The organism is Pseudovibrio japonicus, from assembly GCF_014651595.1.
GTDB lineage: Bacteria > Pseudomonadota > Alphaproteobacteria > Rhizobiales > Stappiaceae > Pseudovibrio > Pseudovibrio japonicus.
Window position 1 is genome coordinate 1 of sequence record NZ_BMXE01000006.1, and the last position, 22,187, is coordinate 22,187.

At 53.0% G+C, this 22,187-nt stretch carries 16 protein-coding genes and 1 pseudogene; 3 read left to right on the forward strand and 14 right to left on the reverse strand.

All coding sequences use genetic code 11. The features are described from left to right. Window positions 1-620 (forward strand): autotransporter domain-containing protein (locus IE076_RS15735; RefSeq protein WP_189437748.1); only part of this gene is annotated, 620 nt, incomplete at its 5' end. 252 nt (window positions 621-872) lie between these two features. Here IE076_RS15735 and IE076_RS15740 read toward each other — a convergent pair. From IE076_RS15740 to IE076_RS15755, 4 genes are all read right to left on the reverse strand, one after another. Continuing rightward, a complete protein-coding gene (locus tag IE076_RS15740; RefSeq protein ID WP_189437749.1) occupies window positions 873-1,472 on the reverse strand; it encodes a protein-methionine-sulfoxide reductase heme-binding subunit MsrQ in 600 nt (199 codons plus the stop codon). A 119-nt stretch (window positions 1,473-1,591) separates the two neighbouring features. Further along, complete coding sequence (gene nirK / locus IE076_RS15745) at window positions 1,592-2,698, reverse strand: copper-containing nitrite reductase (RefSeq protein ID WP_189437750.1); 1,107 nt, start codon at window positions 2,696-2,698, stop codon at window positions 1,592-1,594. A gap of 73 nt (window positions 2,699-2,771) precedes the next feature. Then, the gene (locus tag IE076_RS15750) at window positions 2,772-3,257 is read right to left on the reverse strand and encodes a plastocyanin/azurin family copper-binding protein (RefSeq protein ID WP_189437751.1); all 486 of its coding nucleotides are present in this window, start codon (window positions 3,255-3,257) and stop codon (window positions 2,772-2,774) included. 21 nt (window positions 3,258-3,278) lie between these two features. Continuing rightward, window positions 3,279-4,388, reverse strand: coding sequence for a multicopper oxidase domain-containing protein (locus IE076_RS15755; RefSeq protein WP_189437752.1), 1,110 nt, complete (start codon window positions 4,386-4,388; stop codon window positions 3,279-3,281). 506 nt (window positions 4,389-4,894) lie between these two features. Here IE076_RS15755 and IE076_RS15760 point away from each other — a divergent pair. After that, window positions 4,895-5,350 (forward strand): RrF2 family transcriptional regulator, encoded by a 456-nt coding sequence (locus IE076_RS15760; protein WP_054666640.1) that lies wholly within the window; start codon window positions 4,895-4,897, stop codon window positions 5,348-5,350. A 181-nt stretch (window positions 5,351-5,531) separates the two neighbouring features. Here the strand turns inward: IE076_RS15760 and IE076_RS15765 are convergent, their stop codons facing one another. From IE076_RS15765 to IE076_RS15810, 10 genes and pseudogenes are all read right to left on the reverse strand, one after another. Then, window positions 5,532-6,512: a glycosyltransferase family 8 protein gene (locus IE076_RS15765; protein WP_189437753.1), complete on the reverse strand. Its 981-nt coding sequence runs from the start codon at window positions 6,510-6,512 to the stop codon at window positions 5,532-5,534. 214 nt (window positions 6,513-6,726) lie between these two features. Then, on the reverse strand, window positions 6,727-8,199 hold the full coding sequence (locus tag IE076_RS15770) for a YncE family protein (RefSeq protein WP_189437754.1): 1,473 nt from the start codon (window positions 8,197-8,199) through the stop codon (window positions 6,727-6,729). Between the two features lie 320 nt (window positions 8,200-8,519). Further along, window positions 8,520-8,927 (reverse strand): annotated as a pseudogene (locus IE076_RS22875) (DUF305 domain-containing protein); the annotation flags it as partial. Between the two features lie 504 nt (window positions 8,928-9,431). Then, window positions 9,432-11,045 carry a bifunctional metallophosphatase/5'-nucleotidase gene (locus tag IE076_RS15780; protein WP_189437755.1) on the reverse strand — a complete coding sequence of 538 codons (1,614 nt, stop codon included), beginning with the start codon at window positions 11,043-11,045 and terminating at the stop codon, window positions 9,432-9,434. Window positions 11,046-11,446: 401 nt separating this feature from the next. Further along, window positions 11,447-13,153, reverse strand: a complete 1,707-nt coding sequence (gene ptsG, locus IE076_RS15785) for a PTS glucose transporter subunit IIBC (protein WP_189437756.1) — start codon at window positions 13,151-13,153, stop codon at window positions 11,447-11,449. Between the two features lie 100 nt (window positions 13,154-13,253). Continuing rightward, a complete protein-coding gene (gene ptsP / locus IE076_RS15790; RefSeq protein WP_209009184.1) occupies window positions 13,254-15,815 on the reverse strand; it encodes a phosphoenolpyruvate--protein phosphotransferase in 2,562 nt (853 codons plus the stop codon). Between the two features lie 552 nt (window positions 15,816-16,367). Then, window positions 16,368-17,399, reverse strand: coding sequence for an oxidoreductase (locus tag IE076_RS15795; RefSeq protein WP_209009185.1), 1,032 nt, complete (start codon window positions 17,397-17,399; stop codon window positions 16,368-16,370). Between the two features lie 19 nt (window positions 17,400-17,418). Beyond that, window positions 17,419-18,315, reverse strand: a complete 897-nt coding sequence (locus IE076_RS15800; protein WP_189437758.1) for a sugar kinase — start codon at window positions 18,313-18,315, stop codon at window positions 17,419-17,421. Window positions 18,316-18,529: 214 nt separating this feature from the next. Further along, complete coding sequence (locus IE076_RS15805) at window positions 18,530-19,951, reverse strand: sensor histidine kinase (RefSeq protein ID WP_189437759.1); 1,422 nt, start codon at window positions 19,949-19,951, stop codon at window positions 18,530-18,532. Window positions 19,952-19,978: 27 nt separating this feature from the next. Further along, window positions 19,979-20,698 (reverse strand): response regulator, encoded by a 720-nt coding sequence (locus tag IE076_RS15810; protein ID WP_189437760.1) that lies wholly within the window; start codon window positions 20,696-20,698, stop codon window positions 19,979-19,981. Window positions 20,699-20,897: 199 nt separating this feature from the next. Here IE076_RS15810 and IE076_RS15815 point away from each other — a divergent pair, with 199 nt between their 5' ends. Further along, complete coding sequence (locus IE076_RS15815; RefSeq protein ID WP_189437761.1) at window positions 20,898-22,145, forward strand: ABC transporter substrate-binding protein; 1,248 nt, start codon at window positions 20,898-20,900, stop codon at window positions 22,143-22,145. The last annotated feature ends 42 nt before the right edge of the window (window positions 22,146-22,187 follow it).

Consider the following 22,187-nt stretch of genomic DNA (forward strand, 5'->3'; position numbering starts at 1 on the left):
CCGGTATCTACTATGACCGCGCCTTTGACCGTATCCTGACCGGCATCAACCTGCTGGGTGGTATCAACTGGGATGACGTCTCACGTACGTATCTCGATAACACGGTTCCAGGCGGGGTTGTCAATGGCGATGACAACGGTGTTGGCTTCCTGATCTCTCCAGAGCTGACCGTCGGCTACGAGCAGCCCTGGAGGCAGTACCTCGTTGTCCCATCCGTCGGTGTTCGCTACTCCCTGTTCCATCAGGACAGTTATAGCGAAGGCGGGGTCAATGGCCTAAGTCTCGATAACCGGACCCATCAGCAGATCAACGTTCGTCTGCAGCTGGCAGGTGTTGGTTTCAATGCTCTTAACCAGGATTCCAACTACTGGAACACCACACTGAGGGCTGGACTGGATATCTACGCAAACTTTGGCGACGACATTGACGCACGTGTCATGGGCTTCAACGTGGGCTACGATGAGAACCTGAATGATGCTGGTGTGCGTCCGTTCATCGGTGCAGACGTTGACTATCAGGTCACCGACCGGGCCACACTGGACTTCGGTGTAGAGGGTGCATACGACACAATCGATGCAGTCTTCGGCAGCATCAACGCAGGGTTCTCCGTCTTGTTCTAAGACGGACAGCCTAACCTACAAACTGACGCGGCTCCCTTTGTCTTAGACACTGGGAGCCGTTTCTTTAAGTAACTAAAGTATTTCCTGCTCTTAAAACACGTCTGGCCTCACCGCCGGACGCTGCCAGCCACCATATACACCCAACAAAAAAAGTATGCGCGCATTTGGTAATGCACGCATACAAGATGTCCGGAACCAAGGTCAGGTGTGTTGACTGGCACACCTTCTATTTAGGGATGGGAAAGGTCCCGGTTACGCTTTAACAGTGCGCCTGCCTCCCCAGTTCAGGTACCAAACCCGATAGGCCTCGAGCGCTGCAAGGATACCGAAATGGATGGTGAGGCTGACATAACCGTGTTCAATCAGGATCCAGTGGGCCAAGGTAAACAGGGCGGCCACATAAACCCACCTATGGAGGCTCTTCCAAGCCCGTCCGAGAGTCCGGACGGCCCACTGGTTGCTGGTTATCGCAAGTGGGATGAGAACAAAGAAGGCCACCCATCCTGCGATAATGCTTAATCTCGTTGTGTCACTCCAGAAAGCCTCAAAGCTGTGAAACTGCAGAAAGTCAAAAGCAACGTGCAATGCGGTGTAACTGAATGCGGCGACGCCGATAAAGCGACGACGTTTACGGAGCCAGCGGATAAAACTGTTGCCATTGGTTAGATACATCAGGGGTGTGATAACCAGTGCCAAGACAAGAAAATGGGCTGCATAGTCACCAGCGTCATGCATGTAGTCATGCATGTGGTGGGGATCAATCACTGACCAGAAGATCATCGGTAAGGATGGCAGCGCAAGCAGCACCCAGAAAGTATACCGCGAGTTAATTATCCCTTTTACTTGTGTCATTCGCGAACTCCGGTAGGTCACATCATTATATTTGTATTCTTTTCTTATTCGACCTAAAGGAAGGCGGATAAGCCATTGGGGAAATCACTGGGGACGTCAATGGCTTATCCTTTTATGCCTTAGCCTTCTGTTTTCAGGATATCAGGTTGAGGATCTCCAATTACTTCGATCTGGGCTGCGTTACCTTTACTTGTCACACGGCTCAATGAGTGGTCCACCAGCGTCACCAACTGCGGAACCGGCAAGTGCATGTCTCCCACGAAGGCTGAACCAGGGCTGGAAGGCCAGGTCTGGATGAAGTTCAGCGGTGGGTTTGCAAGACCACCCTGTGGCCATGCTTTAGACCAAACGTTGCCAACCGGGTGGAAGCTAGATGTCTTGTTCGGACCACCAGTAACCAGGAAGACACGAACGGTTTCGCCAACGTTTGCTTTAATAGTTCCGAAGCGACCATTGACGAATGGAGCAACCGCACCATTGAACATCACGTAAGTCGGGTCTTCCTTGACCATGTTACGGCCACTAAAGTTCGCTTCACCTTTCTGACCAAAACCTTCCTTAGTATACAGCTCATGCTGTCCAAGGTAAATCTCACGATCTACTTTAGGCAAGCCCTCTTCCGGCTCAATCACAATCATACCGAACATACCGCGGCTGATGTGCTCGTCCATGTTGGCGACACCACAGTGGTAGATAAATGCGCCAGCGTACAGAGCCTTGAAGGTAAACGTCTTGGATTCACCAGCTGCAACCTCGGTGAACTCTCCACCACCACCGGTACCATACACAGCGTGCAGGTCAATAGAGTGGGATTCCACGTTCTCCGCCGGGTTGGTAACGGTGATCCGCAGGGTATCACCCTGACGTGCGCGGATCATTGGTCCGGGGATCTGACCGTTAAAGGTCATGAATGTGTGAGTAACACCCGGCAGAATCTCGGATTTCACACGCTTCACAACAAGCTCTACATCATGACTGCGCGGTGTCTTGTAGGTAATCGGTGCTGGCAATTTGGTTGGATCGGCAACCACCAGACCTTCTTTGACTGTCCCGCCAACAAAGCTACCATCTGCTGCTGCAGGGGTTGGCACAGCGCCATGCTTTTCTTTACCATGCGCGGTACTTGCTTTAGCGCTGGCCAAAATACCCGCCCCTGCAACAGCACCGATGCCGGCCATTCTTACGAACTGGCGGCGATCAGCTGAAAAATCATTTGTGTCAGACATAGATACACTCCTCTTGTGCCCGCTGACGCTAAAGGTCAGCGGAGCTGTCTTTTTATTGTTTGGTTTCAGTGTGTTACTTAGACTTCAGGCTTGCCAGAATTGGTGCAAGACGCTCTTTACCCGCTGGGGACAGGTCCGGGTTGTCCTGATAGTTCGCCAGAATGTCATCCAGATTTGCAGAGGCGTCGCCAACAACCACCACGCCAATCATGCCGGCTGCTCTGTGGGCTGCACATTCGTAGACGTATACGCCCTCCTTATCGAAAGTTACTGAGGTGTCAGCGTTCTTGTAGCCCGAGAATTCTTCCGCACCTTCCGGATGAAGGCCTTTTACGGAGATGAGATCATGGCCAAAGTCCCAGGCAACAAAATCTACGGTCCCACCCGGCGCGATCGGCAGGAGTGCCGGCTCGAATGCTTTGGCAACGCCGTGTGAATCCTTGTTCAGCATCCGCACCTCATTCGGCGCCTGCTCCTGGGCTGATGCTGCACTCATCGCGCCCAATGAAAACTGTAATCCCAGTGCTGTCAGAGCAACTATTTTGCTATAGCTTTTCATCTTCTTATCTTTCTTGAAGGATTAGATTTCGTCGATTTTCTGGCCTTTGAAACCAGATTGAGTGATGAGCCCGTACCCCTTTTTCATACTTTCAACGAAGTAGAAGTCCGGATCATATTCTTTGCGACGCCACAGGTACCAAGGGTCATCCCGGCCAACCTCGTCGTATTCAATGATGGTGAACAAGCCGCCCGGCGCGTTACCATCGTTGCTCAGGTGGTGATCGTTATGATCGTGAGCTGGCCAGCGGCCCGGGTTGTCACAACGAACAATCACGTCCACGCGCTGCCCCATCGCCACGTAAACCGTGTCGGCATAGTAAGGTGCCGGAACCGGAAGCCCATCGCGGTGTGTCACCAGCATGTCATGGCCGTGTAGATGGAATGCAACATCTATCGAAGCACCGTAGAGACGCAGACGCAGCACATCGCCCTTCTGCACTCTGATAGGCTGGTTGTATGGGAACGACTTACCGTTGACGGAGAAGTAGTTCAGGTTATCAGTGGGGTCCTGCTTTGCGAAGTAATCGTCGGCAACTTCACTGTTCCACGCAGAGAACATCAGGATCGCATCTTTGGTTACTTCTTTTTCAATCGGAAGTGGCTCAAGTGGATCAACGATCAGCGGCCCCCACATGCCACGCACGCCCACGTGGTTCGGCACTTCCACGTGGCAGTGGTACCAAAGGCTGCCCTTACGATCGGCAACAAATTTGTAGGTGTCGGTGCCACCGCCCGAGTTAATGTCAGTAGTGTTGATGCCCGGAGCACCGTCCATACGCCAGGTGTTCTTCTGGTGGATGCCGTGCCAGTGAATTGTGTGCGCACCGCGTGTGTTGTTGGTGACGTGCGCCTCAATGGAGTCGCCCTCTCTCACTCTGATCAACGGGCCGGGAACCTGACCGTTATAAGCCCACACATTAGTTTCAAAACCACGGGCCACGGTCAGACGGGCTTCTTCAATGGTCATGTCGAATTTGTGCGTCTGAGGCGCAGGCACAGCGGCTTTCGGAGCTGCCTTCGGCGTAGCCTTGGCGAGGGCCTCGTTTGCGCCCGTCGCTGCAACTGTAGCAACAGCGCCCAGACCTGCAATCTTAACGAGATTTCGACGCGAGATATCAGTCTGACTCATAGAACCCATCCTTCTCTTTTTTTGTCGTGAATTTGACTTTTTTGCCGGGTGTTCTTTAACTGGTATTTACAATACCTCTTTAAATGCGCATTACAAGTACCAATTAAAGAAAGAATGTCGCAGTTGAGAATTACAAAGGGAGTCAGAGCCGGATCGAAGGAGAACGCTGTTTTCGTTAGCGGTGAAAAACCTGAGAAAACCGCGATTTATGCAGATACGGCTTTGGTCCAATACGACCGGACTTTCGCCGCATTCTTTTGTGGAAATCTGTGCACAGCGGTTTTCGCGCATAGTGCAGGTTCTGCGCTCAGTTTCGAGGCGCAAGTACAGAGGCAACCAGCACCCCACTGCTGCTGACAATATTCAAAGGAGCTGGTTGGGGGCGACAAAACACCCCAATAAAACTGAAAAAATGTTGCGTTGCGCCTATATGTTTTTGTGAGAAACCACTATTAATTCAAAGATATCTTTGTGATTAAGCTAACCAGACGGAGTAAACTGCCAGTATGCAACTTTCAAAATTCACCGATTATGCTTTGCGGGTCTTGATGCATCTGGCCGCTGCTGATGGTCAACAAATGACCACACGGCAGATCGCAGAAATGCACGATGCGCCATACAACCACCTCGCTAAAGTAACCCAATGGCTGGTGAAAGACGGTTGCGTGACCTCCAACCGTGGCCGCTCCGGCGGTATCCAGCTGGCCAAAGCTCCGGAAGAAATCAACATTGGCGTTTTGGTGCGGAAACTTGAAAGCCAGTACGCTCTGGTTGAGTGCCTGAGACCCGATGGCGGTACTTGCAAACTGACACCGGAATGTGGTTTGTCGAACGCACTCATCATCGCACAAAATGCATTTTTCACTGCGCTTGAAGAAGTAACACTTGCGGACCTCACCACCAAAAATCCGGGTATGCCGCAATTACTGGGCCAGCTTCTGCATGACTCCGAGCTGAACTGAACCCAGCTCTTACCCAAAGTTCTGATTGAAAAATTCTTTTCAAATCCAGCGCCATCAGGCGCCTTTATTTTGCTAAGCCGAACCTGTTTATTGGGTTCAATACTCTGCTAGAACCCTAATCCGTTCGTGGCAACTCGCACCGGACAGAAATCCGAAGAGCTGTGCTTTCACAGCCATCAGGTCACTCCAGACTCAGATCCATTGAAATGGTGTTGCCTTTGCGAAAAGTCTTGCGCATATAAACGCGAAGTGCTCTGGCGAAGAAGCTGGAAAGGCCAAAGCATTTGAAGCAGTTGATCAGATAGGTCTTGTCAAATCCGGTCTTCATAACCCGATGCTGCCAGGGCTTGAAGTAGACATAATGAATGATCGCCGGACTGTGCTGGCACCCTAGGATATCGTTATAGTAGGCGGCGTTGGCTTTCATCCAGATCTGGACATCTTTAATCTTGAAGGAATGGAACAGACTTGTCTGAAAGTTCCAATTCGGTGAGAGCAATTTTATTCTGCCGTAAAAGTAGGCGTTCAGAAGATCCTGATCAGGCGCATAGACGAACTCACCCGTCGCGATCATCTTCGCAAAGTCTATATGCACCTCATGAGCACGCCAGTAGTCCGCATCGATCAGAAGCACACCAGAGTTGATGTAGCTGTTCTCAACACCAGTTTCGGCTCCCATGCGCACCAGATAGTCCGTGAAAAGCTCTTCCCTACCAGTAATCGGGTGTTTGACCATGCGTCCGGGAAAGGCACCGGGGGAACAGACGGCGGCAATCGGCTTGCCCTCCAGATTTTGTGTAGCAAATCCGGTGATATCTGTTGAGATGATGGTATCGCCGTCGAGGTAGAGGATACGTTTGCGGTCTGTTAGCTGATGAAGGAACAGCCGATGGTACATGGCTCGTGAGAGCAATTCTGTTGTATGGGCGTTCTCTGAGAATGATTTTGGGGCCTTGAAGGCAACCTCAACCCCAGCCTTATGCGCCATCTCCCGCAAAAAGCTTATCTGCTCTTTACTCAGGCCTTCTTGTACGAAGAGGAAAGAGATTTCCGAATGCTTTGGTAAATGCGATAGGAGGCTGTGAAACGATATGGCCGTGGGTTCCCAGAAGTTCTGGTCAAGGCAATAACATACACACACATCCTTGCTCTGTATCTGCATTGCCTGTGCGCTCCCCTTACTGCCAGACCCATTAGAGTTCTAACACGAAGAGAAACGCCCCCTGATCATGTGATAATGACCATTGATATTCCATGGTATAGCTTGCCGTTACCTATGGTTTCACAGTGCATGAGGGGAAGGGATATTTGGGTGAGCTGCTGCCCACCCAAATTTTGGTGTAATCTCCCAGTGCGTGCAAAGGGCACGCAGGGGCTTAGTCCGTTGCGTCTTGCGGCGTCATATCCTGGATTTGGACAGGATCACCCGGTTGATCGGTGGTTCCTTCCACAATCACAATGAAGCGCGGGTTCTGACCCTGATCGCCATCGAGACGTTCCTGAATGTTACCAACTGCGTTGACAATAGCAGCGCCAGCAGGGTTGGTCATGAACTGCGCCAGCGGTTCAAAATTACCAGTTCCATCACTGTTGTCTGCCAAGCCAAGAACATAACTCTGGCCGGCCTGAAGCCCGGTAACCGATGCTTCCAGAATTTGCGAAGGCCCCTGATTGAACAAGGTTACGTTCGTTGGAACAGGCTCGTCCGCAGCTGCAGATACGCCAGCCAGCAGATAATGGTTGGTCTCGTCGGCAACGCCCAGAGGCAACAGGTTGGCGGTCCCATCACCCTCCGTTACAGCTTGCGGCACATAGACAACCGCTTGCGGAGCTTGCCCGATTGGCACAGTGCCGACAACCTCATTGGTCATGGTATCAATCGCAATGAGTTCATCGGCGTTTTCCAGACCCACATAGACCATAGTGCCATCGCCGGATGGCCACACACCATGGGGCAGGTCACCGGTAGGAATGGTCGCCACTTCCTCAAAGTTTTCGGTATTGATTACCTTGACCTGATTGAGGCCGCCGATGGTCACATATGCAAAGGTGCCATTGGCGTTATTGGCAATGTTCACGTGGTTGGAGATGGGGCCAGTGTCCATCGTTGACAACATGGCAAAGGGAGGCCGCCCGTCAAACACTTGCGTTTTGCCGGTGTCCTTCAAGGTAAACCACACCTGCGAGCCATCAGGGGTCACCGCAATGTTGGGGCAAAACGGGCTGACCTGCGGCACAGTACCGACGATCTCACGAGTGGATACGTCAATCACCGAGGTTTCAGGTGTAAACGAAGAGCAAACATAGGCGTACTGACCGTCAGGAGCGAAGATGGTCATTCCCGGCCCATTAGGTACGGTTATGCGCTCTTTTTCTTCATAGGTGTTGGCATCAATCACCGATACATAATCTTCACCACGCACGGTGACCCAGACCTCACTGCCGTCGGGCGTGAAAAAGGCTTCGTGAGGCGCGCGGCCCACATAAGTGGTGTGCTTGACCTCATTGGTTTGTGTATCAATGAATGTCACGGAGTTACTTCCGATGGACACGACCGCGAGGGTCTTGTTGTCCGGAGAAAAACCCAATCCGTGAACCAGTGATTGCCCCGTATACAGGGGACTGAGCTGCGACGGGCTCAGCTGGCCAAGGCTAATCACACCAAGCAAGGTATTTGTGCTTGGATCGGTGACCGAAACTGTATTGGAGAATTGTTCTGCAGCATAAACCCGGTCCTGACTGCTCACCGGAATGTCCGGTGCATCTGTACCGTAGGGCGGTTGCCCGGCTAACGCAGAGCCAGACATCAATGCACTCACAATAAGAGCAGCTACGCTAGGCGTCCTCATATTTTTGCTTCCTTTTAGTTTTGCGTAGGGGCCGTAGGCGACGTCGTCGTTTCGTCGTTCGTCGCGCCATCGTTCATTGTGCCGTCGGGTGCCATTGGCATCATTCCGCCATTCGTGGAGTTATCAGGCGAACTGGGCATCATCATCCCACCTTCGTTGGAGCCACCGGGCGACATCGGCATCATTCCGTTGTTCATCATCCCGCCATCGTCGGAGCCACCGGGTGCCATTGGCATCATTCCATTATTCATCATCCCACCGCCCGCATTGTCTTCGGATGGTTTCGGAGAGGGCATGGCACTGGTGCCTGACCCGCTTGGCTCAGGTGGTGGGGAAGTTGGGGCAGCTGTGTCAGGGAGCGGCTCGCCGATGGCAAGCAGCATGGCGCCGATCTCCTGTTGCTGGGTAATCACGATTTCCTGAGCGATGTACTTAAGCTTTTGATTATTTCCGTAGCGCAGCAGCAACTCGGCCATTTCAATCGCGCCCTGATGATGCGGGATCATCATCAACACAAAATCCCTATCAATGTCGCCTGTAGGGGGAACGTGCATGTCCGCCATCATCTTGTCCATGGCAGCATTAGTGCCCTGAAGGTACTGACGTTCCTGCTCGGACATATCAGGCGACGCAGCTGTATCGTGGGAGGCTCCATCGCCATCCTGAGCAATCACAGGGCTTAGCCCAAGTAAAACGCAGACTGCAGACAAGGCGGTGGCCTTCACCAGTGTATTTCTGAAATTTTTATAGAACACTTTACCCTCCTCCTAACAATTGCTTTGCTCACAACGTTGACCAGAGACTTATTTTTGCTTGGTTATAATATTCAGGAAGTCGGAATTCCCAGCAGTGTTTAACCATTACAGTTAGGTGATCGTACAACTTGAAACTTACTCCGAAGAGAAAGTTGTCGGTCCTTATTATTTAAATACCAACTGATTGTGCTCACTCGGCAAAGCCAGAGCTACTGGCTTTCGAATTGCTTAGGACTTTCGGGCAGGGGAGCTGCTCTAAATGTCTTGTTTTTGGCAGAAAAACCCGTCAGGCGGTTCTTCAAAAACCGCCTGCCAAACAGGTCAGAGAGACAAGGAAAAAGACCGGCACCGTGGTGCACGATAATGTGAACAGGGCAGGGGGGCATTCAATCTCGCAAGCACCCCTTGCTATTCAGAATGGGCAGTAACCACGGAACTGGCATTCGACACGCCAGCCCATGAAAGCCCCTTAAGTCGTTACTCAGAGTTCATCTGAATACGGCCATCAAGATACGGCTCGTAGGGGGCCTTTTGGTTTTCCAAATAGTCGGAGACAACCACTTCCAGTCCGGTTCCAAAACCGTAGCTGTTCATGGCTTCCCGCTTGAAAACATCGTAACCATCGCCGCCCTCTACCATGTAGTTTCTGGAGACGATTTTATACGTATCATCGTTGTTCAGCGGTGTGCCATCTGCCAGAGAGACCGAAGTCACCCGTTCGCCAACCGGGTTTCGCGGGTCAAACGTATATTGAAGGCCAGAGACTTGCGGAAAACGCCCTGCACCGGTTTCCAACTCGGACACGCCATTTTCAAGCGCCTCGACCACATGCTCTCCCTTAAGGTCGAACGTGGTGTAAGTATCCTGAAACGGCAGCACGTCATAAACTTCGCCGAGAGTAACTTCGCCCTGATCAAGCGAGGCCCGCATGCCGCCGCCATTCATGATGGCAAAGTCAACGCCCTGATCCTGAACACGCGCAAGCATGGCATCGGCGACCAGATTTCCCATCTCACATTCAAGATGACGGCAGAGCCCCGACTGGACATCAAGAGGCGCGGCAAGCGATCCTACAACGGTTTCGCGAATTTCCTGCAGGGGCTCGGCAAGTTCCTCAATGCGGGCCTTAATCTGATTATTCTCCGGATAAGCGGCATCAACCAGAAGCGGCTCACCATATGCCTCGATGACATCACCATTCTCGTCGAATTTCACATTCAGTTCGCCAAGAAACTTGCCATAGGCATAGGCCTGCACGATCGCCGTCCTGTGGCCATCCGGACCCTCAACCCACGTTGGGTAAGGCCCTTGCGCTTCTTCTGAGGTATTCGACAGGTAGGTATTGGAGTGCCCACCCACAATCACATCGATCCCGGCAACTTTGGAAGCAACCTCTTTATCAACGTTGAAACCGGAATGGCTGAGAACGATGATTTTGTTGACGCCCTGCGCCTTCATCTCGTCAACCGCTCGGCTCATGGACGCCACCGGATCTTCAAAGCTGATATTCTCTCCGGGGCTGGACAGCTCATGGGTATCTTCACGCGTCAAGCCGATAATCCCAACACGCTCGCCACCAACGTCTTTAATCACAGAACCGGTCAAAACCTCCGCCAGATGCTCGTCCTGCGAAGCTTCGGTATTTTCAGAAAGAACCGGAAAGTCTACAGCATCCATAAATCCACGTAGTATTTCCGGGCCGTCATCAAATTCGTGGTTGCCAACAACCATCGCATCATAACCCAGCGTGTTCATGAACTCAGCTGCAGCCTTGCCCTTGTAGTAAGTGTAAAAGAGGGACCCTTGGAACTGATCCCCACCATCAAGCAGCAGAGTATTGGGAGAGGCGGCGCGACGCTCCTGAATCACAGTCTCCAAACGGGCGGACCCACCAAAGCAGTTTCCTGCATCGTTCTCCTCAGGATCACACGTAGCGTCATATTGGTTGATGGGTTCAATACGGGAGTGAAAGTCGTTGGTATGCAAAATCGTAAGCTCGAAAACATCCTCAGCAAGCGCTGGCGCTGACATCGCACTCACCAGTGCAAGCGCAGAGGCGCCCATAAAAATTTGCTTCAACCGTTTCGTCATTGATGTGCCTCCGATGAATTAGGCGCAATCTGATCCCGCCGGATAGCCAACAAAATGGCGCTTCCAAAGTGGCGAGGGAAAGTGCACCCATCAGACAATTGAATGCGATCACTCAGTCGCATCGGACCCCATAAATTAAGAGAGCCGGATGTCATGTGCACTATAAATATGTTCACATAAGCGTTATTGATCAAAAATTTTCAAAGGGATTTCCGTCGTTCAGCCCTCCAACCGGATGCTATGGCTTAGCGAACGGCCACGGTTCTGACGATTCCTGCGGCCTGACCTGCGCGCATAAAAAAAACAGCACTCGCCGGGCAGGGAGTGCTGTTCTTTTGCGAGGTGCCCCTGAAGGTTCGGGAGGAGTTTAAACCCTCAAAGGCACCTGCTGTCTCTACCGATTACATCTGAGCAGAGAGATCCTTGGCGAGCGTGGTGTACTTGTCGCCAACGATGAGATGGAGCGCATTGTCTCCGGCTTTCATGACCTGAACGCCTGCGTTAGACAGGTCGGACATGGACACGCCTGCCAGATCGCGCAGTTCGATGCGGACGCGGGTGTTAGCAACAGCTTCAACTGCCACAACGTTGCCCTTACCGCCGAGCTTGCCGAAGATGCTTGCAGCATCGAGACCTTGTGCAGCAGCAGGTTTTGAAGCGCCACCACCTTGCAGGTAGATCTCCATGTCGGTCTTCAGGTTTTCAGAGGCTGTGCCAAAGATTGCCTGAGCGCCGTTGCCTACACGGATCACACCGCGTGCACCAAGAGCCTTCAGAGCAGCATCATCCACTTTTGAGACATCCGCAGTGGTAATGCGCAGACGAGTGATACAAGCATCAAGGTTGGTGATGTTATCTGCACCACCGAATGCTTTTACCAAAGCTGCTGCCATGGCATCTTCAACGTCATTGTCAAGAACTGCTGCGCCTTCAACTACGTCTTCACGACCCGGAGTTTTCAGGTTCAGGGCCACGATGAGCAGACGGAACACAGCGTAGTACAGAGCTGCATAACCCAGACCGAAGACGATCAGCATCCAACCGTTGGTGGAAAGAGGATACAGCAGGACGTAGTCGATGAAGCCGTGTGAGAAGGTCATACCGTGCTTGATGCCGAGCATGATCATCAGGGAGTAGCCGATACCTGCCAGGATTGCGTGAGCAACATACAGAACAGGAGCAACGAACAGGAACGCAAATTCGATTGGCTCAGTGATACCGGTCAGGAAGGAGGTCAAAGCAGCGGAGATCATGATACCGCCAACCATGGTGCGGTTTTCAGGCTTCGCGCAATGCCAGATTGCCAGAGCTGCAGCAGGCAGACCCCACATCTTGAAGAGGTAACCACCAGCCATGTTACCAGCAGTTGGATCGCCAGCAAGGTAGCGCTGGATTTCACCAGTTACCACTGTACCAGTTGCCGGATCAACGTAGGAACCAGCTTCGAAGAAGAACGGTACGTTCCAGATGTGGTGCAGGCCGAATGGGATCAGTGCACGCTCAACAACACCGTAGATGAAGAACGCCAGCTCTGGGTTTTCTTCAGCAGCCCAATGGGAGAAGGAGTTGATTGCGTTGCCGATTGGAGGCCATACAAACGCAAGGATCACGCCGAGGAAGATACATGCAAACGCAGTAATGATCGGCACAAAACGCTTACCCGCGAAGAAGCCCAGATAGTCTGGCAACTTGATGCGGTAGAAACGATTGAACAGGAACGCAGCCAGCGCACCTACAAGGATACCACCGAACACGCCGGTATCGATTGAGGTAATGCCGAGGATCTGCTTGGTTTCGATGCCAACGGAACCAGCAACAACGCCCATTGTTGCCAGAAGCACACCATAGCCGACCACTGCAGCAAGGCCGGACACACCGTCGTTCTTGGCAAAGCCGAGAGCAACAGCAACAGCGAAGATGATTGGCAGGTTACCGAAGATCGAACCGCCAGCCTGTGCCATCAGGTGGTTGATGAAATCCGGAATAAACGGCAGGTCGGCAGCACCGACGCCAAGAAGGATACCAGCAGCTGGAAGAACCGATACTGGTAGCATCAAGGACTTACCGACCTTCTGTAAGGACCCAAATGCGTTAGAGAATGTACTCATTGTTTTTCCCCCAGAGTTGCATGGTGTGCGAACACTCCATGCCCCCTGATTTTGTTAGGCGCTCCCGACTGGAACACCAACTCCCACATTTACTCCCGCATCACTGCTGTGACTTGAGGAGATCTTTCACGTCACTTGTATCCGCGCAGTCCAAAGCAGCTTGCGCTAGCTTGCGGGACTCTTCCATGGATATAGTGCGAACTTTGTGTTTCACTTCCGGCAGAGCAGGAACGCTGACGGAGAGTTCTTTGACGCCAAGGCCAACAAGAACAGAAACCGCTTCAACCTGACTGGCCAGACCGCCACAAACACCGACCCACTTGCCCGCGTCTTCTGCGGCTTTCACGGTCATGTCGATCATGCGCAGCACCGCTGGGTGCAGTGCATCCGCGCGGGATGCAAGGCCAGGGTGGCCGCGGTCGATCGCCAGAACGTACTGGGTCAGGTCATTTGTGCCGATGGAGAAGAAGTCCACTTCCTTGGCCAGCTTGTCGGCCATGAGAGCGGCAGACGGCACTTCAATCATGATGCCGACTTCAACGTGCTCAACACCCAGGTTCTTCTGCTCCTCCCGCACCAGCGCGTTGACGGCACGCAGCTCGTCCAGTGCGCTGATCATTGGGTACATGATCCGTGCATGGCCTTTATGGGCCTGCGAAAGAATAGCGCGGATCTGACGGCGCAGAATGCTTGGACGTTCAATACCGATACGGATACCGCGTACGCCGAGGAACGGGTTCTCTTCATGCGGCATTGGCATGTATGGCAAAGGCTTATCGCCGCCCACATCCAGTGTACGGATGATGACAGGACGGTCCTTGCCCATAACTTCTAGAATAGAACCAACTTTATCAGCCTGCTCAGCTTCGGTTGGCTCGTCCATGCGCTCCAGATAAAGGAACTCGGAGCGCAGCAGACCAACAGCTTCAGCACCTGCTGCAACAGCCTTTTCCGCATCGTCAACACTGCCGATATTGGCAGCAACTTCGATCCGGAAACCATCTTTGGTGATGGCTGGTTTGTGGGCTTCGCGCTGATATTCATCAGCCAGCTTGGCCGCTTCTTCGATCTTTTTGGTGAACGCGGCCTGGTCCGCCTCAGTAGGCGCAATCTTGATCTTACCACGTTTTGCATCCAGAAGCAGCACTGTGCCGTCGTCCAGATCCTTCATCCGCTCTTCTACGTTGACCAGGTAAGGCAGGTCATTGGAGCGGGCGATAATTGCAGCGTGCGAGGAAGAACCGCCGTGCGCGGTGCACAGACCGACGATCTTGGTGAGGTCCAGAGCGACGATTTCAGAGGGGGTAATGTCCTCTTGAAACAAGATCGTTCCTTCTTCAAGGATCTCACCTCCGTCATCTACGCCGAGCAGCTTCTTCAGAACGCGCAGACCGATGTCACGCACGTCAGCGGCACGACCGGCCAGAAGCGGGTCATCCATCTTGGCAAGGGTTTCAGCCTGCGCTTCATAGGCCAGCTTCCAGCTCCATGCAGCGCCTTGACCCTTGGCAATGTCTGCCAGTGGCTTTTCAGAAAGCTCCGGGTCGGACAGCAGCTCAATGTGCGCGTTAAAGACTTCCGCCAGATCTTCCTGACCGTTCTTTGTCAGGCGTTCGATGATGCTTTGCAGGTCGGCGATGCTGGACTTAACAGAGGCTTTGAACGCAGCACGTTCTTCAGCAGGGCCAATGCTTTCGCGGGTCACTTCCGGCAGGGATTTGTTGTGCTTGACCAGCTTGCCGATGGAGCGGCCCGGAGATGCGGTAAAGCCAACCAGAACGCCTTCTTCGCCGGACTTAACCTGAAGCAGAGGCGCTTCTTCAATTACTTCTTCCTGTGGCGCTTCGGAGAAGTTGGAAATTTCTTCGCCAAGACCGGCTTTAACAGCAGCAATAACGTCTGCAACAACCTGCTGAGCATCAGGTCCAACAGCTTCAATATCCAGTGTGTCACCCAGCTTTGTCTTCAATGACATAATGCCGGTTACGGAGGAACCACTGCAGGTTTTACCGTTAACAATAAAAGTTACTTTGGCATCTGCCTTGCGCACTTCAACTGCCAGACGGGCGGCAGGACGGGCATGCAGGCCAGTCGGATTGGGGATCCGTACGGAGCCAGTGATCGCTGGACCGGTTGGTTCAGCTGCTGGCGCTTCGTCCTGCACCGGCGCAGGTGTACCCTGAGGTGCATTGCTGCTTGGTACAGTAAAGATTGCCTGTGACAGATCACTCTGCAAGCTGCCAAGGGGAACAGCAGGGGTCACTTCCTGACCGCTGGTGATGACGATTGCAGACTGGACGGAAACACATTCGCGAGCGATGAGGTCGGCATCAAAGGTAATGAGCGCCTGACCTGTTTCAACATTGTCACCTTCTGCAACATGCAGCTCAAATCCGCGACCTTTCAGAGCAACGGTATCAAGACCGATATGCATCAGCAGCTCAACATCACCCTGCTGCAATGTAACAGCATGGTGGGAGTTATGGATCTGGGTGATCTGACCAGCAAATGGTGCGTAAAGAACGTTATCGGTAGGGTCGATGGCAACGCCATCACCCATCATCTTTTCGGCAAACACCGGATCGGGCAGGTCGGTGACAGCCTGAACGACGCCTTTTAAAGGCAATCTGATAGAAAATTCGTTTTTTAGATCCTTCACCATTTTATCTCCCGATTGCATTAGGTGAATGCGCGCCTTCTTATTCTTCGGCTTAGTCACGAAAGGACATGAGGCGATTTTTACGCGATGATCAGTGGAGGAAGCCATCGCAGCAATACGTAAAAAGACTGGTGTTACGATGTGTTACGAATTGTTACAAAAGGAAATAAATAGAATGATATATAAAACAACTTAGAAACTACAGTAATAATCGATTTAGTTTACCTACAATGCAGTTTAGATAAAATTATATACTAATATATTTCTTAAACGAACGGATTTCGGCGCACACCGTAGTCCACATTTGCAACAATCCTGTAACAACAGGATGATACATTACAGCGCGACAAATTCGCCCACCTCTACGCGTAATGCATGCAACGCAAAGTAATCACAACGCAAAACCAAACAAACACTGCCGGTCTGCTCTGCGTTCTTTTGTAAAATGTTGAGCTGAAAGCGGTCTGGTTTGAGCGCTTATGTTTGGATTGAGGGGAGGAAGGAAAGAGAGAAGCGGCGGTCATCTGTATACCGCCACCTGTCGTCTTTTAGCTATTACAGGAAGACCACTCTGGCTTCTTTGTCACTCAGGTAGGCTGCCTCGATGATGCGGATGGTCTGCATGGCGTCGTGAGGGGAGACGGGAACAGGAGCGTCGCCGCGAATGGCATCGCGCATGCCTGCGTAGAAGCGCTCGTAGCCACCACGCTGGCTTGGGACCGGTGTACCTTCACCCGCTTCATCATAAAGCGTGCCCCAATCGTCTTCTGCCTCGACACCCCAGGTGGCACTTGCAGGTCCACCACCGGCCTTCAACATGTCCTCTTGCGGGTCCATGCCGTAGGTGATGTAGGTAGCTTTATCACCGCTCACCTGAAACCGCGGGCCTTGCTCTGTGCTCAGGCAGTTGCCGTGCAGGATCACGTCGCAGGCCTCATAGCCCAGAACCAGATGGAAGTGATCGACAGCCTTCGCCTCCTTGCGCTGAACCCGAAGCTTAGCCTGAACAGACTTGGGTGTCCCGAACAGGCAAAGCGCCTGATCGATCCCATGCGCTCCCAGATCATAAAGAATCCCGGAGCCTGGAACATCTTGCTCACGCCAACGGCCATTGATGTCAGGGCGGTAGCGGTTGTAGTTGCACAGGTAGGAGTGAACGCTGCCAAGGCGACCTGTGTCCATCAGGTCTTTAACCGTCAGGAAGTCACAGTCGAACCGGCGGTTATGGTAGACCGCCAGTTTCAGGCCCTTCTGCTCCGAAAGTGCGATCAGCTCTTCAGCTTCCGCACTGGTGATCGTAAATGGCTTCTCGACAACCACATGCTTGCCAGCCAGCAGAGCCTTCTTGGCGTGATCGTAATGCAGCGTATTGGGCAGGCTGAGAACAACCAGCTCGATCTCCGGCTGCTCTAACACTTCTTCAAAAGAGGTGTAGGGCGTACAGTCCGGCAGCTTGCTCTTGACCAGTTCCGGCTTACTGGACACCACAGCGGCAAGGTCGATGCCCTCCACGAAGGTGAGCAGCGGCGCGTGGAAGCTTTGGCCGGACACACCAAACCCCACAAGGGCGGTTTTAATTGGCTTCACAGGCGTATCGCCTCCCATATTATTCAGCGGGTACTGGAAAGTTTTTCTGCACGTTGTCCAGATCAAGGACGGTTGGCAGAGAGGCCTCGTTGCCGAGGAACTGGATGGCATGGGCAGAAGCTGCACGAGCCAGTTTGAAGTGATCTTCCCAAGCGCCCTTCGGATCCGCCAGATAGGCGTAAACATAAGCACCGTGGAAGGTATCACCCGCACCGTTGGTGTCGAGGACGCGATCACCCGGTACTTTCAGAGCAGGCAGACGCTTGATCGGGCACTTGTCTTCGTACCAGAGCAGGCCTTTTTCGCCCTGTGTCACACCGCCCACCTTGACGCCCTTGGCGCGCAGGTATTCCAGTGCGTCTTCAGGGGATTTACCCAGTTGCTCGCAGAACAGTTCAGAGACAATCGCCACATCAATGTAATCGAGAAGCTCTTCGGTGTTCTCACGCACAGCACCGCCATCCAGAGAAGTCAGGATGCCGTGCTTGCGGCACAGTTTGGCGTAGTGCAGGGCGGCATGCGGGATGTGGCCATCCACGTGAAGGGCCTGACAGCCGGCAAGGTTGAGTTCCGGGAACGGGTGCAGGAAGTCGTTGTCACGACAACGCACGATGGCACGTTTGCCGTCCTTAGGCATGATGAAGGAAAGGGAGCTTTCCTTCACCTTACAGCTGTGGATCGGAATGGAGTACTTCGCTGCCATATCGCGGAACATGCGGGACAGCCAGTCGTCTGCCATGGAGCACAAAAGGTCTGGTGCAATGCCAAGCTTGGCACAGACAAAGGCCGCAGTTACAGCGTTGCCACCAAAGCTGACGGCATAATCCTGCGCAATTGCCTTTTCATCGCCTTCCGGCATGATCTCTGACAAAAAGGTTACGTCGATATAGGACTGGCCAATGAATAGCGCTTTCATCCTGTACTCCATTATTATCCAGACCATACTACCCAAATGCAGCAATGGTACGATCCGCTTTTGGGCGGACTGCTAATTGATATCCTAGGGAAATCATGAAAGTGCCGGACCCGCAAACCTGATGTTTCAACTTGTTACAATACAGGTTGATTTCATTGGCCTTTCCCCAAAATGGTGCAAAGCACGTGGAAAACTACGTATACGAGCACTACACCTACAGTTCGCGGGGCAGCTTCACAAAAATACAGAACTTACCTTCAGGCGTTTCACCGAGGCTAACCTCGCCACCATGGGCGCCGATGATTTGTTTGACGATGGAAAGCCCGAGGCCGACACTGGACGAGCGGGTCCGCTCCACACTGTCATTGCGGAAGAACGGCTCAAACACCTTTTCGTGCAAATGGGAGGGGATTCCGGGGCCGGGATCGCTGATGCAAACCAGCAGCTGATCATTCTCATGACTCTGCATCTCCACGGAGGCCGCACCGCCGTATTTAAGCGCGTTGTCTATGAGGTTACTAAAGGCACGGCGAAGTGCTGTAGGCTGGCCATTCATAACGGCACGACCTTCCACCTCGAGCTCAACTTCGCCACCACCACCGAAGATATTACGGCTCTGATCCGTCAGTTTATGGCGCTGCGGAACAAACACCACGTCATGGCCCGTATCCATATAATCATCGCAGAGCGACTGGAGCAGGGCAGCAAGGGACAGTTGCTGGGGCTCTTCCAAAAGCGCATTGAAGCGCAGAAAATCCAGAGATGCCGTGATCAGGCGGGTCATCTCATCAACATCGTGCATCATCCGATTGCGCAGTTTGGTGGATTCAATCTGCTCCAACCGCAACCGCAATCGCGTGGCGGGCGTGCGCAAGTCATGGCTGATGGATGCCAGCATGCGTTTTTGCTCTTCAAGCAATTGCGCGCGGGCTTCCTGCTCGCGCACCAGCGTGTCCTGAAGGGCAACCGCTTCCTCCGTGTCCCATGGCTTCAGCTCTGCACGTTCGTACTTAGCCAGCATGCGAAACGGCGCTGAAGTGAAGTGCACCAGACGACGCGCAATCACAAATATCGCTGCAAAGCTAAGCATTGCGAAGATGAAGATAAGCGGCTCCGTCATCCGGTCCTGCCAGAGAAGCGGAAAGGTAATCAACCGCCCCCCTTGCTCATTCGGTAGATCCAGATACAGCTGCGCAGATTTATCCTGCCGGGTTACCGCACGCACAAATACACCAAGATCGTCAATCTGATAGATCACATTGGGTCGATCATTTGTAATCAGATCAAGCCGTGCCAAAGTGCCTTCAAAGGCAAGAGACGCATCAAATTGCACTCCTTCACCTTCAATAACCAGTGGAAGGAACGAGGATTCGGGGTCCGGGTCCGCTGCTGTCACGACTTGCAGATATGTCCCGGCGTACGGAGTTGGTGCGACATCGCCTTGTGCAGACATGTGCAAGTAATCGCTGAGTTCGCCGCCCGCCTCAAATGAGTTCGCCAGCGCCAGCTCCCTCTTATTGTAGGCGTCGAGCATGAGCCCAAGCACAATAAAGATGGAGAGCACTGCGGCGATGAGGATCACCACCATACGGCGTTCAAGGGAACGGGGAAGGAGGCTCAGGATCAGTCCTGACACAGCCACGCTCTTTCCGGTGCCATGAAATTACACTCGCGTTACGCTTTGAGAAAACAGATAGCCCTGATGGCGCACTGTGGTGATAAAATCAGTGTTCGGATCAGTTTGCGCCAGCTTCTTGCGCAGGCGGCTGATCAGGATATCAATGCTGCGATCATGGGAATCCACCTTGGCCCCGCGCAGCACGCGCCCCAGCGTATCGCGCGAGATTGGCTTTTGCGGTGACTTCACAAAGGTCAGCAGAGCATCAAACTCTGAAGAACTCAGGTGAACCAGAACACCATCCGGAGCTGTCAGATGGCGGCTGGCTTCATCCAGCACCCACCCGCTGAACTCAAAGCGCTGCGCTTTTGGCGCTGCTGCTGTTTCAGCGTCTTCGGTGCGGCGGAAAATGGCAAAGATGCGCGCTTGCAGTTCACGCGGGTTAAATGGCTTTTCCAAGTAGTCATCAGCACCCAGTTCCAGACCCACAATACGTTCCGTATCGCCCGTGATTGCTGAGATGATGATGATCGGCATTTTGGAGGTCTGGCGCACGCGCTGACACAAAGCCAGCCCGTTTTCTCCGGGCAGCATAATGTCCAGAACCATCAGATCAATGTGGTTGGTCTCCAGAAGCTGCATAGCTTCCTCCGCCGAATTGGCGGTCAACACGGTGTAACCACGATCTTCCAGAAAGTCTGCGGTCAGGCTGGCGATTTCCTCATCATCGTCAACAATCAGCAGGGTTTTATGCGTGAGCTTCATACCTCGGTGTACCTATTTCAATCCCAATCAGCTCGCTGTGAGCCAATTGCTGTATAACAAATCAATTGGGTTAGGCGAATGTAATGTGTATGCGTCAGGTTGTCTTTCATGTGCAAGTGCATTGGATTGTGCGTTTATTCAAGCTAAATAGAAGAAAGAGTTTGCTAAAAGCAGCCTCAGAACCCATCGGGAGAATGTAATGGGTAGCATGCGCCTTGGCTTGGCTGCACTTGCTGTTTTGTTCGGTAGTATAACATCACATGCTGCCCCAACTGCAGAAGTTCTGCATTTTTGGACTGCAGGTGGGGAGGCGCGTGCGGCACAATCCCTCAAGAGCGCCTTTGAGGCACGCGGCGGAGTTTGGGATGACGCGCCGGTTGCGGGCGGGGGAGGCGACGCCATGGCCGCCGTGCTGCGCGCCCGTGTGCTGGCCGGTGTACCACCTTCCGTTGCCCAGCTCAAAGGGCAAAACATTCGCGAGTGGGCCGAGGTTGGAGCACTTGAGGACCTCAACGACATCGCAGAGCAGCAAGACTGGGATGCATTGCTGCCGGAACTTCTGAAACGGTCCGCTCAGTTTGAAGGGGAGTATGTGGCCGTTCCCCTAAACATCCACCGGGTGGATTGGATCTGGGCGAACCCCAAGGTACTGGATCAGGTCGGCGTCCTCCCACCACAAACGTGGGAAGAGTTCAACGAGGTCGCGGACAAGCTTTTGGCAGCGGGCATCATCCCGCTGGCCCATGGCGGGCAACCCTGGCAGGACGTGACCCTCTTTGAAGTGGTGCTTTTGGGAATTGGTGGTCCGGACTTTTACAGGCAGGTCTATGTGGATCTGGACCCGGAGGCCCTGCAATCAGAGACCATGATCAAGGTATTTGATCAGATGCGCAAACTCAGTACTTATGTGGACCCGAGCTCACCGGGGCGCGAGTGGAACCTTGCCACCGCCATGGTGATGCGCGGCGATGCAGCCATGCAGATCATGGGAGACTGGGCGAAAGCGGAGTTTCTGACAGCCGGTCTGAAACCGGGTGAAGATTTCATCTGTGTGCCGTCGCCCTCCCGAGGCGGCTATATCATCAACTCCGACAGCTTTGCCATGTTCACCGTGGATGATCCCGAGCAACAGGCCGGACAGCAATTGATGGCCTCCATGCTGCTGGATGAAGACGTGCAAAAAGAGTTCAACCTGCTGAAAGGCTCCATTCCAGCCAGACTGGGCGTGAACCTTGACGGCTTCGACGAATGCGCCCTCAAGTCGAACGAAGACCTTGTTCATAACGAAGCGCGAGGTACGGTGGTCGGCTCCATTGCCCATGAGTTTGTACAGTCCGGTGCTATACGCGGTGCGTTTCTGGATGTGGTGACCGAGCATTTCAATACGGATATGTCCTCGCAAGAGGCCGTGAGGAGGCTTGCTGAAACCGTTATGCTGGCTGATTGATTTTACTTAAGCAATCAGGGTAAAGCGTAGGCATCAAGAAAC